We start from the raw sequence: 13,611 nt of genomic DNA on the forward strand, positions 1-13,611 counted from the left end.
ACACCTGCCTGACCGACCAGCGAAGTTAGCACGGTTACCAGCGGTTAACCAGGGACGAATGGGAACGGAAGGGCGACGTCAGGCCAGGAGTGTCCCAGGCGGGACAAGCCTGGCCGAAATCGTGTGGCCTCCGGCTCACAGCCACGAGCCGACCGGCTCTGGGGCCGACCGGCTCACAGCCTCGGGCCGACCGGCTCACACCCTTTGGGCCGACCGGCTCACAGCCTCGGGTCGACCGGCTCCGACTCCAGCGCCAGCACCCCGAACACCGCCTCGTGCACCCGCCACAGCGGCTCGCCCTCGGCCAGCCGGTCCAGGGCCTCCAGGCCCAGCGCGTACTCACGGATCGCCAGTGACCGCTTGTGGTTGAGGAACCGTGAGCGCAGACGGGCAAGGTTCTCCGGGCGGGTGTACTCCGGGCCGTAGATGATCCGCAGGTACTCGCGGCCGCGGCACTTGACGCCGGGCTGCACCAGGCGGCCCTGGCCGTCGCGGACCACCGCGCCGACGGGCTTGACGACCATGCCCTCGCCGCCGCGGCCGGTCATCTCCAGCCACCAGTCGACGCCGGCCCGCACCGACTCCGGGTCGGCGGTGTCGACGTAGAGGCGCCGGGTGGTCTGGAGCAGGCCGCTGCCGTCGTGCTCGACGAGCCGGTCGAGCAGAGCGAGCTGCTCGTCGTGCGGCAGACCGGCGAGGCTGCGTCCCTGGACGGCGAGGATCTGGAACGGTGCCAGGCGCACGCCCTCCAGGCCGTCCGTGGTCCAGCAGTAGCGGCGGTACGCCTCGGTGAACGCGGCGGCGTCGTCGGCGCGTTCACCGGTGCGGGACAGCAGGCCTGCCACGTCCACCCCGCGGTCCGCGGCACCCCGCAGCGCGGCCAGCGCCTGCGGGAGGACCGCGCCGGACGCGGCGCCCACGGCGGCGTACTGCGAGCGCAGCAGGCCGGAGGCCTTCAGCGACCAGGGCATCAACTCGGCGTCCAGCAGCAGCCAGTCCGTCTCCAGATCGTCCCAGAGACCGGCCTCGCCGGCCGCCGTGCGCACCCGGTCGAGGATCTCCTCGGTGAGGGTCTCGTCGTCGAGGAAGGGGCGGCCGGTGCGGGTGTAGAGGGACCCGGTGGGCCCGCTCACGCCGAAGCGCTTGCCGGCCGCCTCCGCGTCCCGGCACACCAGGGCCACCGCCCGCGAGCCCATGTGCTTCTCCTCGCACACGACCCGCGCGACACCGTCCGCCGCGTACTGGGCGAAGGCCTCGGCCGGGTGCTCCAGGTAGCCCTCGACGTGACTCGTGGCCGTCGGGGCCATGGTCGGCGGGAGGTACGGCAGCAGCCGCGGGTCCACCGCGAAGCGGCTCATGACCTCCAGGGCGGCCGCCGCGTTCTCCTCACGGATCGAGACGCGGCCCTGGTGCCTGGTCTCCACGACCCTGCGGCCGCGCACGTCCGCCAGGTCCAGCGGACGGCCGTCCTGCCCGCCGGGCGCCTCGCTGCGCAGCGGCTTCGCCGGCTCGTACCAGACCTGCTCCGCCGGGACGTCGGCCAGCTCGCGCTCCGGCCAGCGCAGCGCGGTGAGCTTGCCGCCGAAGACCGCGCCGGTGTCCAGGCAGATGGTGTTGTTGAGCCAGGTCGCCTCCGGCACCGGGGTGTGGCCGTAGACGACCGCCGCCCGGCCCCGGTAGTGCTCGGCCCACGGGTAGCGCACCGGCAGGCCGAACTCGTCGGTCTCGCCGGTCGTGTCGCCGTACAGGGCGTGGCTGCGGCCCCGGCCGGAGGTGCGGCCGTGATACTTCTCGGGCAGACCGGCGTGGCAGACGACCAGCCGGCCGCCGTCCAGGACGTAGTGGCTGACCAGGCCGTCGAGGAACTTCCGTACCTCGGCGATGAACTCCTCGCTCTCGCCCGCCATCTGCTCGATGGTCTCGGCGAGGCCGTGGGTGTGCTGGACCTTGCGGCCGCGCAGGTGACGGCCGTACTTGTTCTCGTGGTTGCCGGGCACGCACAGGGCGTTGCCGGACTTCACCATCGCCATCACGCGGCGCAGCACGCCCGGGCTGTCCGGGCCGCGGTCGACCAGGTCGCCGACGAAGACGGCCGTACGGCCCTCCGGGTGGACTCCGTCGACATAGCCCAGCTTGGCCAGCAGGGCTTCCAGTTCGGCGGAGCAGCCGTGAATGTCGCCGATGATGTCGAACGGGCCGGTGAGGTGGGTCAGGTCGTTGAAGCGCTTCTCGGTGACGACCGTGGCCTGCTCGACCTCGTCGACGCCGCGCAGGACGTGCACCTTGCGGAAGCCCTCGCGCTCCAGGTGCCTGAGGGAACGGCGCAGTTCGCGGGTGTGGCGGGTGATGACCCGGCGGGGCATGTCGGCGCGGTCGGTGCGGGCCGCGTTGCGCTCGGCGCAGACCTCCTCGGGCACGTCGAGCACGATCGCGATCGGCAGCACGTCGTACTGCTTGGCCAGGTCGATCAGCGGGCGGCGGGCGTCGGACTGCACACTGGTCGCGTCCACGACGGTGCGGCGGCCGGCCGCCAGGCGCTTGCCCGCGATGTGGTGCAGGACGTCGAAGGCGTCCTTGGTGGCGCTCTGGTCGTTCTCGTCGTCCGAGACGAGGCCGCGGCAGAAGTCGGACGAGATGACCTCGGTGGGCTTGAAGTGCCTGCGGGCGAAGGTGGACTTGCCGGAGCCGGTGGCCCCGACCAGCACCACCAGGGACAGGTCGGTGACGGGCAGCACGCGCCCCTGCTGTGTGTCGGTCATGCCACCTTCGCCTCCTTCGGCGCGGTCTGGGTGAACACGGCCATCTGGGTGGGCGGCCCCACCTCGGGGTCGTCGGGGCCGACGGGGACGAACTCGACGCCGTAGCCGTGCCGTTCCGCCACCGCATCCGCCCAGGCGCGGAACTCGGCGCGGGTCCACTCGAAGCGGTGGTCGCCGTGCCGGACGCGGCCGGCCGGGAGGGACTCCCAGCGCACGTTGTACTCGACGTTCGGAGTGGTCACGAGGACCGTCCTCGGACGCGCGGAGCCGAACACCGCGTATTCCAGGGCGGGCAGCCGGGGCAGGTCGAGGTGCTCGATGACCTCGCTGAGCACGGCGGCGTCATAGCCCTTGAGCCGGACGTCGGTGTAGGCGAGGGAACCCTGGAAGAGCTGGACGCGGGAGGCCTGCCGCTCGCCCATGCGGTCCAGCTTCAGCCGCCGGGAGGCGATGGTGAGCGCGCGCATCGACACGTCCACGCCGACGATCTCGGTGAACGCCGGGTCCTTGAGCAGCGTCTGCACCAAGTGGCCCTGTCCGCAGCCGAGATCGAGGACCCGGGCGGCTTTGGACTGCCGCAGCGCGGTGACGATCGCCTCGCGGCGCCGCACGGCCAGCGGGGCCGGCTTCTCCTCGGCCTCGGTCTCCGCCGCGACGGCGTTGTCGATCTCCTCGACCTCGCTGTCGTCGGCCTCGGCGAGTCGCACCAGCTCCAGGCGCTCGGTGGCCTGCCGGGTCAGCGCCCAGCGGCGCGAGAGGTAGCGGCTGGTGATCAGCCGCTGCTCGGGGTGGCCGGGCAGCCAGCCCTCACCGACGCGCAGCAGCTTGTCGACCTCGTCGGGGGCGACCCAGTAGTGCTTGGCGTCGTCGAGGACGGGGAGCAGGACGTAGAGGTGGCGCAGCGCCTCGGCGAGGGTGAGCGCGTCCGATTCCAGCACGAGGCTCACATAGCGCGAGTCGCCCCACTCGGGGAACTCGGTGTCCAGCGCCACGGGCTCGACGGTGACGGCCCAGCCGAGCGGCTCGAAGAGCTTGCGTACGAGGTCGGTGCCGCCGCGGGCGGGCAGCGCGGGCACCTCGACACGCAGCGGCCTGACCTCGCCGGGGAGCTCCGGCCGGGCCTTGCAGACGCCCTTCATCGCGCTGGAGAAGACGCTGCTCAATGCCACGGCGAGCAGGGAGGAGGCCGCGTAGGGGCGGTCGTTGACGTACTGCGCGAGGGCCGCGTCCGGAGCGCCGCCACGGCCCTTGCCCTTGCCGCGCCTGACCAGTGCCACCGTGTCGACCTCCAGCAGCAGCGCCGCCGTGCAGCGCTGGGCTTCCGCCTCGGGGTAGAGGACGTGAGCCGTGCCGTAGGAGGTGGAGAACGCCTGCGCCTTGTCGGGATGCTTGTGCAGCAGGTAGCCGAGGTCGGTGGCGGGGCGCTCTGGGGTGCCGGTGGTACGGATCGTCAGGAACATGCGGAGGGCCTCTCCGGCCGGGTGGACGGTGTGGGTGTGATACGTGCGAGAGCCCCCAGGAGGGTGATCCTGGGGGCTCGGCAGGACGACGCCCAGCTTCGCACACCCGTGCCCACCAGCGCCTTCGTTTATCGAGGGCGCCTCGGCGGCCCCCCTACGACAGCTGCGGACGCACCTGCGCGGAGATCAGCTCCAGGTGGTCCAGGTCGTCGAGGTCGAGGATCTGGAGGTAGATGCGGCGGGAGCCGATGTCGGCGTAGCGGCCGATCTTGTCGACGACCTCCGCCGGGGAGCCGGCCAGGCCGTTGAGCTTCAGCTCGTCCACCTCGCGGCCGATCGCGGCGGCCCGGCGTGCGACCTCCGCCTCGTCCCGGCCGACGCAGACCACGAGGGCGTTGGAGTACGTCAGCTCGTCGCTGCGGCCCGCCTCCTCGGCCGCGGCGCGCACCCGGCCGAACTGGCGCTCGCTGTCCTCGACGGAGGCGAAGGGCATGTTGAACTCGTCGGCGTACTTGGCGGCCAGCCGCGGGGTGCGGGACGGGCCGTGGCCGCCGACGAGCACGGGGATCTTCCGCTGCGCGGGCTTGGGCAGCGCGGGCGAGTCCGCGAGGTCGTAGTAGGTGCCGTGGAAGTCGAAGGTCTTGCCGGGGTCCGTCGCCCACAGGCCGGTGACGATCTCCAGCTGCTCCTCGAGGCGGGCGAACTTCTCCCTGGGGAAGGGGATGCCGTAGGCCTTGTGCTCCTCCTCGAACCAGCCGGCGCCGAGGCCCAGCTCGACGCGGCCGCCGGACATCTGGTCGACCTGGGCGACCTGGATGGCGAGCACGCCGGGCAGCCGGAAGGTGCCGGCGGTCATCAGGGTGCCGAGCCGGATGCGCTTGGTCTCGCGGGCGAGTCCGGCCAGGGTGATCCAGGCGTCGGTGGGGCCGGGCAGGCCGTCCACGTTGCCCATGCGGAGGTAGTGGTCGGAGCGGAAGAAGGCGTCGAAGCCGAGGTCCTCGGTGGCCTTGGCGACGGTGAGCAGAGTGTCATAGGTGGCCCCCTGCTGGGGCTCGGTGAAGATGCGCAGATCCATGCGCTCCATCCTGCACCTGCGCGACGGGTGGTCACGGGATCGGCCCCCCGTCCACGCCGGTCCCCGGTGGGGTGAAATTACGTCCATACCGCGAGAGCCGGGTGACCGGGCCAGTGACCGGCCCCGGTGGTGATCGTTGGCTCGGGCGGAGCCGGAGCCCCCGGCTTCCGCACCGGGGGTGGACCGCCGGGGCGTCACCCGCGTCGGCCTCCCCGGGGGCCAGGGGCCGAGGAGGCCGTCATGTCCGAAGAGACCGTGCCGCAGCAGGGCGGGACCGGGCAGCCGAAAGGGCTGTTGCAGCAGATGGAGGAGCTGATGGCGGCGTTGAACGCGGACCTGTCGGCGTTGGGCGCGGATCTTCAGGCGGCGGGGGACGTCGAGCGCGGGGCCGTCGAGGAGGGGCGGGCGGGTTAAGGGCCGTACGTCCCGCCCGGCTTCCTGCGCCCGCACGCCCTCGGGGGCTTCGCCTACCCCGCCTCTCGCTCCGGCAGGGGCTCCTCCCGGTCGGCGAGTCTGCGGAGCATCTCCAGGACGCGGTCGCGGGACTCGTCGGCCGCGTCGATGGCCTCCATGCACTGCCAGTACGTGCCCTCGTCGTCGGCGGCGCTGGCCAGGGCGACGAGGGCGATGCCGACCTCGCCGAGGAGACCGCCGAGGCACATCAGGGTGTGGCGGGCCTCGCCCAACTCGGTGAGCCGGCCCGCCCGCAGCTCGCCGGGGGCCAGCTCGGGCGGGTCGAGGACACCGCAGCCGCGGCCCGCCAGTTCCGTCAACCCCAGCGCCTCCCCGCGCAGTTCGGGCGGCCCGGCGACCGCGAGACGGCTTCCTATGGCCTGAGCGAGGGCCTGCGCCTGCCACACCTCGGCCAGGATCTCCCGCGCGTCGCCGCCCGCCGCCAGGGACCGCCTGCTCGTCACGATGAGCCGCACCGCGTCCATGCGCTGCCCCCGTCTTGTCCGACGCGCTGTGCGCGTCCGTCTGCCCGAACTCCCTTGTTCACTACCCAGAGTGAGAGGGAGTGAGACGAAAAGCCAGAGGAAGACGGAAATCTGCGGACAACAATTCGGAATCGGGCCGGATTTTGATTACTCAGCGTACAAGTGGACTGTTCGACTCCCCGGGGCGGGAGCGCGCCGTCAGATCGGGAACCTCCGTTCGTTCCGGTCGATCTTCGCGTCCAGCGCCGCCAGCGGGTCGATGCCGAGCACCTCGCACAGCTGGAGCAGATACGCGAGCACGTCGGCGACCTCGTCGGTCACGCGGTGCGCGGTGCCCGGGTCGGCCATCACCCGGGCCGACTCCTCGGGCGTCAGCCACTGGAAGATCTCGACCAGTTCGGAGGCTTCCACGCTGAGGGCGGAGGCCAGGTTCTTGGGGGTGTGGTACGGCTGCCAGTTCCGCGCGGCGGCGAAGTCGGCCAGCCGGCGTTGCAGTGCCGCCACGTCCGGGGGTTCGCGGCGGGGGCCGGGCGGCGGTGCGTCCAGTGGATCAGTCACGGTCCAGGTGTACCACCGTGGCCCCGTCCGTCCCGGCGGCCCAGGAGCCGTCGCTGACCGAGCCGACGAGCCGGATGTGCCCCCGTTCGCACATCCGGGCCGCGATGCCCAGGAGTTCCCGCCGCTGCCGAGGGTCCAGGCCCCGGTCGAAGCCGTCGGCGAGGACGGTGAGCGTCTGGAGGGCGGCCGGCACCTCGCCGGCCGGGTCGACCTCCAGCACGCCGGGTCCGGTGAAGAGCACCAGCGCGAGGGCGAGGTAGCGCAGTTCGCCGTGGCCGAGCCGCCCCAGGTCCGTACGGGCGCCGTCGCCCCGGTCGACGGCGGCGGTGACCGAGCCGGTGCCGTCCGGCCGGGCCAGCACGTCCGCGACCGGTCCCGCGCATCCCGCCCGCACCGCCGCCACGAACTGCGCGTGCCGCCGCCCGCACTCGGCGCGGGTACGCCACAGGACGTCCGCGAGGTTGCCGCAGCCGCCCAGCAGACGGCCGGATCCGGCCGCCACGGGGCCGCGCATCCTGGCGGGTTCGGGGTCGCAGGCGAAGGCGGAGCGCAGGGCGACGACCATCTGCTCGGCGGCGGCCAGCACCCTGCGCTGCCCGGATGTCCGGCCGGCCACGCGCAGCGGCAGCAGGGGGGTGCCGAGCCGGTCGTCCGGGAGCGGCCCGCGGGTCACCGGCGTCGGCCCGGCGGTGTGCCAGGCGGCCTGCACGGCGCGCTTGCCGGGGTCGCGCAGCGCGGTCTCCAGCAGGACGAGTCCGTCGGACGTCAACCGCTCGCCCACAACGCGCAGTTCGGGCTCGGCCTGCACGGCCACGTCGAGCCGGACCGGCCCGGCGGGGCCGTCGGCCGTGCAGCCGATCCGGAAGCCGCGGCGGCGCTGCGCGTCGGGGCGGGCGCGTTCCGGTACGCAGGCGACGGGGTCGGGGAACGCCTCGCCGAGCTCGGCGCCGCCCCCGAGCCGGGCGAGGGCCTCGTACGCCCGCAGCGCGCTGGTCTTGCCGCAGCCGCTGGGACCGGCGAGGAGGGTGAGGGGCCCGAGCGGGAACGCGGCGCGGCGGTGGGTGGCGAAGGCGGACAGGCGCAGTTCGGTGATGCGGGGGCGGTCGGGGAGGGCGGGCTGGGTCATAGCTGGACGGTAGACCCCGTCGGCGGGACGAACCGTTCCGTCTCCGGGGGCTTCCTACGATCGGGCTACGGTCACATCCCGGGGAGCCCCGCTCCCTCCATCAGTCCGGTCACCTCGGTGCCCGCCGGCGTCAGCAGGAAGACGTTGCGGTCCACCCGGTGCATTCCGCTCGCCAGACCGAAGACGACACCCGTGCTGAAGTCGAGGACGCGCTTGGCGACCTCCGTCTCCGCGCTGGTGAGGTCGAGGAGGACGGGGACGCCCGCCATCAGCCGCTCGGCGACGTCGCGGGCGTCGGCGAAGACGTTCACGCGCAGGACGACGAAACGGCGGCGGGTCTGCGTCTCGGCCTCGGGTATGGACCGGTGGCCGACGGAGGACGGCCAGGCGTCCCGGCCCCGCAGCGGTACGACCTGGGCGAGCCCCTCCCACTGTTCGTCGGTGACATCGTGGCTGTTCACCGGCATGCTCCGTCCTGGGTCGCGCTCGCTGTCTGCATCGGGCAATTCTTGCGCAGAGTCACCCGTTCGGCCCAACAGCGACACGCTCCGCGACCTCATTGCACCTCACAACGGCCTGAGGGCGGCTGTGTGACGGGCGTAACCCCTGATGATCAAGCCGTGTCACAGCGACGTAACGGGCGATTCGTACCGTCGGGGCATGACCTCGACCCCCGGAAGCCGGCCGGACACGCGGCAGGTGCGCACCGTCTGCTCGTACTGCGGTGTGGGCTGCGGTCTGGTCCTCGATGTCGGGACGGGCCCGGACGGGCGGCACACGGTGCTGAAGGCCTCCGGCGACAAGGCGCATCCGGCGAACGCGGGGCGGCTGTGCACCAAGGGCGCCACCACGGCCGACATGCTGGCCGCGCCCGGACGGCTGACCACCGCGCTGGTGCGGGACGACCGGGGTGAGGAGCCGGCCCCGGTGCCGGTGGCCGACGCGATCGCCGAGACGGCCGCACGGTTGCGGGCGATCGTCGACGAGCACGGGCCGGACGCGGTCGCCTTCTACGTCTCCGGGCAGCTGAGCCTGGAGGCGCAGTACCTGGCGAACAAGCTGGCCAAGGGGTTCGTGGGGACGAACCGGATCGAGTCGAACTCACGGCTGTGCATGGCGAGCGCGGGCACCGGCTACAAGCTGTCGCTGGGCGCGGACGGCCCGCCCGGCTCGTACGAGGACTTCGACCGGGCGGACGCCTTTCTCGTCATCGGGTCGAACATGGCCGACTGCCATCCGATCCTCTTCCTGCGGATGATGGAACGGGTCAAGGCGGGCGCCAAGCTGATCGTCGTCGATCCCCGGCGGACCGCCACCGCCGCCAAGGCCGACCTGTTCCTCCAGGTCAGGCCGGGCACCGATCTCGCGTTGCTGAACGGCCTGCTGCGTCTGCTGCACGACAGCGGCCGGGTGGACGAGGAGTTCGTCGCCGCGCACACCGAGGGCTGGGAGGCCCTGCCCGGGTTCCTGGCCGACCACCACCCGGCGGCCGTCGCCGAGATCACCGGTCTCGCCGAGGACGACCTGCGCGAGGCGGCCGGGATCATCGGCGCGGCGGGCCGGCGGTGGATGAGCTGCTGGACCATGGGCCTGAACCAGTCCACCCACGGCACCTGGAACACCAACGCCCTGGTCAACCTGCACCTGGCGACGGGAGCGATCTGTCGTCCGGGCGCCGGGCCGTTCTCCCTGACCGGCCAGCCCAACGCGATGGGCGGGCGCGAGATGGGGTACATGGGGCCGGGGCTGCCGGGGCAGCGGTCGGTGCTCGTCGCGGAGGAGCGGGCGTTCACCGAGGACATCTGGGAACTGCCGCCGGGGACGCTGCGGGCCGACGGGGCCGGGCAGGGCACCGTCGAGATGTTCCGGCGCATGGCCGACCGGGAGATCAAGGCCTGCTGGATCATCTGCACCAACCCGGTCGCCTCGGTCGCCAACCGCCGTACGGTCATCGAGGGCCTGGAGGCCGCCGAGTTCGTCGTCACGCAGGACGTGTTCGCGGACACCGAGACCAACGCGTACGCCGATGTCGTCCTGCCGGGCGCGATGTGGACCGAGGCGGAGGGCGTCTTCGTCAACAGCGAGCGGAACCTCACCCTGACCCCGGCCGCCGCGGACCCGCCCGGGGAGGCGATGGCCGACTGGCGGATCATCGCGCGGGTGGCGTGCGCGATGGGCTACGAGAAGGGGTTCTCGTACGACAGTGCCGAGCAGGTCTTCGAGGAGATCCGGCGGTTCCGGAACCCGAGGACGGGGTGGGACCTGAGCGGGGTCACGTACGAGCGGCTGCGTCGGACACCCGTGCAGTGGCCGGCCGCGCGGGAGGACGGGCCGGAGCGCAATCCGATCCGGTACGTGGGCAACGAGGGGCTGCGCTTTCCGACCCCTTCGGGGCGGGCGGTCTTCTTCGCGCGGCCGCATCTGCCCGCCGCCGAGATGCCGGACGAGGACTATCCGTTCACGCTCAACACCGGGCGGGTGCAGCACCAGTGGCACACGCTCACCAAGACCGGGAAGGTCGCCAAGCTCACCAAGCTGGATCCCGGGCCGTTCCTGGAGCTCCACCCGGAGGACGCCCCGGCGCTCGGGATCGCCGACGGCGACCTCGTCGAGGTGGCCTCGCGCCGGGGGCGGGCCGTGTTGCCCGCGGTGGTGACGGACCGGGTGCGGCCCGGGTGCTGCTTCGCGCCGTTCCACTGGAACGACCTGTTCGGCGAGTACCTGAGCATCAACGCGGTGACGAGCGACGCGGTGGATCCGCTGTCGCTCCAGCCGGAGTTCAAGGTGTGCGCGGTGTCGCTGGCGAAGGTGGCGGCGCCCGCCCCGCAGGCGCCGGTCCCCCAGGCGCTCGCCCCGCAGGCGCCGGCCCTGACGCCCACGGCCGTGACGCCGGGCGTCGCGCACCCCTTCGGTCTGGAACCCGCCCCTCCCCCGGTGCTGTCCGCCCAGGAGCGCCGGTACCTGACCGGCTTCCTCGCCGGGCTCGGCTCGGGTGCCCCCGGGGTGCCGGTGCTGCCGCCCGACGCGCCCTTCTCCCCCGAGCACGCGCTGTGGGTGAACGGGGTCCTGGCCGGCATGTACTCACGGACCGGGGCGGTCGCGCCGCAGGTTCGGCCCGGACGGGAGGTCGTCGTGCTGTGGGCCTCGCAGACCGGGAACGCGGAGGAGTTCGCCACCGCCACCGCCGAGCGGCTGACCTCGACCGGGCACCGCGCGACCCTCGTCGGCATGGACGACGCCGACGTCGCCACCCTCGCCCGCGCGGCGGACCTGCTCTTCATCACCAGCACCTTCGGGGACGGCGACGCGCCCGACAACGGTTCCGGCTTCTGGGACGCGCTCGCCGCCGAACAGGCACCGCGGCTGGACGGGGTGCGGTACGCGGTGCTGGCCTTCGGCGACTCCTCGTACGACGACTTCTGCGGGCACGGGCGGCGGCTGGACGCGCGCCTCGACGAGCTGGGCGGGGTGCGGCTGGCCCCGCGCACGGACTGCGAGCCGGACTTCGAGCCGTCCGCCGGGGAGTGGCTCGACCAGGTGCTGTCGGCGCTGGGCGAGAAGGCCGTCGCCCCGGCCGGGAAACCCACCAGGGCACGGCCCAAGCCCGTCACCACCGCCCGCCTCGTCGGCAACCGGCTGCTCAGCGGGGCCGGGGCGGGCAAGGAAGTGCGGCGGTTCACCTTCGACACGAGCGGATCGGACCTGACCTACGAGGCCGGGGACGCGCTCGGCGTACGGCCGGTCAACGCCTCCGCCCTCGTGGAGGAGTGGCTGGCGGTGACCGCGGTGGACGCGGAGGCGGTCGTGACGGTCGACGGTGTCGGGGAGGTGCCGTTCGGCCAGGCGCTGCACCGGCATCTCGACATCACCCGGATCACCCCCGAGCTGCTGCGCTTCGTCGCCGAACGCGCCCGCGACAAGCACGAGTTGCGCAGGCTGCTGCGGCCCGACAACAAGGACGGGCTGGCGCGGTGGAGCTGGGGGCGGCAGGCCGTGGACGTGCTCGCCGAGTACGCGGTGCGGGCGAGCGCCGAGGAGTGGACCGGGATGTTGCGCGGGCTCCAGCCACGGCTGTACTCCATATCGTCCAGTCCGCTGGCCGATCCTCACCGGGTGGCCCTGACGGTGTCCGTGGTGCGGTACGAGAACCTGCACGGCCGGGCGCGCGGCGGGGTGTGCTCGCCGTTCCTCGCGGACGCCGGACCGGACACGCGGGTGCCGGTGTTCGTGCAGCGTTCACCGCACTTCCGGCCCCCGGCCGACGCCTCGGTGCCGATGGTCATGGTCGGCCCGGGCACCGGCGTGGCGCCCTTCGTGGGCTTCCTGGAGGAGCGGCGGGCGCTCGGCCACCGGGCCCCCAACTGGTTGTTCTTCGGGGAGCAGCACCGGGCGACGGACTTCTACTACGAGGACGAGCTGACGGCGCTGCGCGACGAGGGCGTCCTCACGCGCCTGGACACCGCCTTCTCCCGGGACCAGCGCAACAAGGTGTACGTGCAGGACCGGATGCGCGAGCACGGGCCGGAGCTGTGGCACTGGCTGTGCGAGGGGGCCCGCTTCTACGTCTGCGGCGACGCCTCCCGCATGGCGAAGGACGTGGACCGGGCGCTGCGGGACATCGCGATGGCGCACGGAGGGCTGGGCGAGGCGGAGGCCGCCGCGTACGTGAAGCAGCTCGCTGCGGACAAGCGGTACATGCGGGACGTGTACTGAGGCGGGTCCTGAACGACTGGTGAAGCGGGGGGGGGGACGGTGACGCTGGTCCGGCCGCGGATCATGCCCAGCCGGTTCCCGTCACGAAGGAGCAGCCCGAGCCGCGCCCCGGGACGGCCGGTGCCTTGGCCCGGCCGGTGCCCTGACCGGCCGGAGCCCTGACCGGCCGGAGCCCTGACCGGCCGGAGCCCTGACCGGCCGGTGCCCTGGCCCGGCCGGAGCCCTGGCCCGGCCGGAGCCCTGGCCCGGCCGGAGCCGGGAGGCCGGTGACCTGGCCCGGCCGGTGCCCGGAGAGCCGGTGACCTGGCCCGCCGGTGATCTGGCCCCACCAGTGCCGGGAGGGCCCCGGTGATCTGGCCCGGCCGGTGCCGGGAGGGCCCCGGTGATCTGGCCCCACCGGTGCCCGGAGAGCCGGTGACCTGGCCCGCCGGTGATCTGGCCCCACCGGCGGCCTAGGACGGCAGGTGGTCTGGGCCGACAGGCGCCGGGAGAGCCGGTGCCGCGACGGCCAGTGACCTGACCCGGTCGGCGCCCTGGGCCGGCCAGTGCCAGACAGCCGGAGCCGGGGCGGCCGGAGCCGGGGCGGCCCGGTGCCCGGACGGCCGGTGCCCTGGGCCGCCGCCGGGCCTACAGGCCTGCGCGCCTACAGGCCTGCGGGACTGCGGGCCTGCGGGACTCCGGGACTCCGGGACTGCGGGACTGCGGGACTCCGGGCCTGCGGGACTCCGGGCCTGCGGGACTGCGGGACTGCGGGCCTGCGGGACTGCGGGACTGCGGGCCTGCGCAGACTCCGCGGGATATGCCCGATGCGCCGCTTGCGCGGGTCTGCGCCGCGGAGAGTCGCCGCGGCCCCCGCGGCGCCTCGCGCTCCCGGGCGGCTTCATCTACACGGCCGTAGAATCCGGGAACACCGGTGTGACGACGAGCGTTGTACCGGAGACACACCACACATAAGGAGCACGTCCTTGTCCGCCAGATCGAC

9 protein-coding genes are annotated in these 13,611 nt (G+C 73.2%); 2 read left to right on the top strand and 7 right to left on the bottom strand.

Annotation, left to right across the window (positions count from 1 at the left end; all coding sequences use genetic code 11):
• Positions 1–218: 218 nt before the first annotated feature.
• The 3 genes from QNO09_RS14175 to QNO09_RS14185 all read right to left on the bottom strand — a co-directional run bounded on the left by QNO09_RS14175 (position 219) and on the right by QNO09_RS14185 (position 5,294).
• Positions 219–2,759, bottom strand: coding sequence for a polynucleotide kinase-phosphatase (locus QNO09_RS14175; RefSeq protein WP_283970514.1), 2,541 nt, complete (start codon positions 2,757–2,759; stop codon positions 219–221).
• Positions 2,756–4,219, bottom strand: coding sequence for a 3' terminal RNA ribose 2'-O-methyltransferase Hen1 (locus QNO09_RS14180; protein ID WP_283970515.1), 1,464 nt, complete (start codon positions 4,217–4,219; stop codon positions 2,756–2,758). Before QNO09_RS14180 ends, QNO09_RS14175 begins: the two co-directional genes overlap by 4 nt.
• 154 nt (positions 4,220–4,373) lie before the next feature.
• Positions 4,374–5,294 carry an LLM class F420-dependent oxidoreductase gene (locus tag QNO09_RS14185; protein WP_283970516.1) on the bottom strand — a complete coding sequence of 307 codons (921 nt, stop codon included), beginning with the start codon at positions 5,292–5,294 and terminating at the stop codon, positions 4,374–4,376.
• Between the two features lie 240 nt (positions 5,295–5,534).
• On the opposite strand from QNO09_RS14185, the gene QNO09_RS14190 reads away from it, so the two are divergent.
• The gene (locus QNO09_RS14190; RefSeq protein ID WP_283970517.1) at positions 5,535–5,708 is read left to right on the top strand and encodes a hypothetical protein; all 174 of its coding nucleotides are present in this window, start codon (positions 5,535–5,537) and stop codon (positions 5,706–5,708) included.
• Between the two features lie 53 nt (positions 5,709–5,761).
• Here QNO09_RS14190 and QNO09_RS14195 read toward each other — a convergent pair whose 3' ends face one another.
• The 4 genes from QNO09_RS14195 to QNO09_RS14210 form a co-directional block, all read right to left on the bottom strand.
• Positions 5,762–6,232 carry a DUF6099 family protein gene (locus tag QNO09_RS14195; RefSeq protein WP_283970518.1) on the bottom strand — a complete coding sequence of 157 codons (471 nt, stop codon included), beginning with the start codon at positions 6,230–6,232 and terminating at the stop codon, positions 5,762–5,764.
• 198 nt (positions 6,233–6,430) lie between these two features.
• Positions 6,431–6,790: a nucleotide pyrophosphohydrolase gene (locus QNO09_RS14200; protein ID WP_283970519.1), complete on the bottom strand. Its 360-nt coding sequence runs from the start codon at positions 6,788–6,790 to the stop codon at positions 6,431–6,433.
• Entirely contained in the window at positions 6,783–7,916 is a 1,134-nt protein-coding gene (locus QNO09_RS14205) for an AAA family ATPase (protein ID WP_283970520.1), read from the bottom strand. The genes QNO09_RS14200 and QNO09_RS14205 overlap by 8 nt, the downstream gene beginning before the upstream one ends.
• Positions 7,917–7,987: 71 nt before the next feature.
• Positions 7,988–8,383, bottom strand: a complete 396-nt coding sequence (locus QNO09_RS14210; protein WP_283970521.1) for a cell division protein SepF — start codon at positions 8,381–8,383, stop codon at positions 7,988–7,990.
• Between the two features lie 193 nt (positions 8,384–8,576).
• Here QNO09_RS14210 and QNO09_RS14215 point away from each other — a divergent pair, with 193 nt between their 5' ends.
• On the top strand, positions 8,577–12,629 hold the full coding sequence (locus QNO09_RS14215; protein WP_283970522.1) for a bifunctional nitrate reductase/sulfite reductase flavoprotein subunit alpha: 4,053 nt from the start codon (positions 8,577–8,579) through the stop codon (positions 12,627–12,629).
• Positions 12,630–13,611 lie beyond the last annotated feature (982 nt).

Source organism: Streptomyces sp. 378 (assembly GCF_030124145.1).
Taxonomy (GTDB): domain Bacteria; phylum Actinomycetota; class Actinomycetes; order Streptomycetales; family Streptomycetaceae; genus Streptomyces.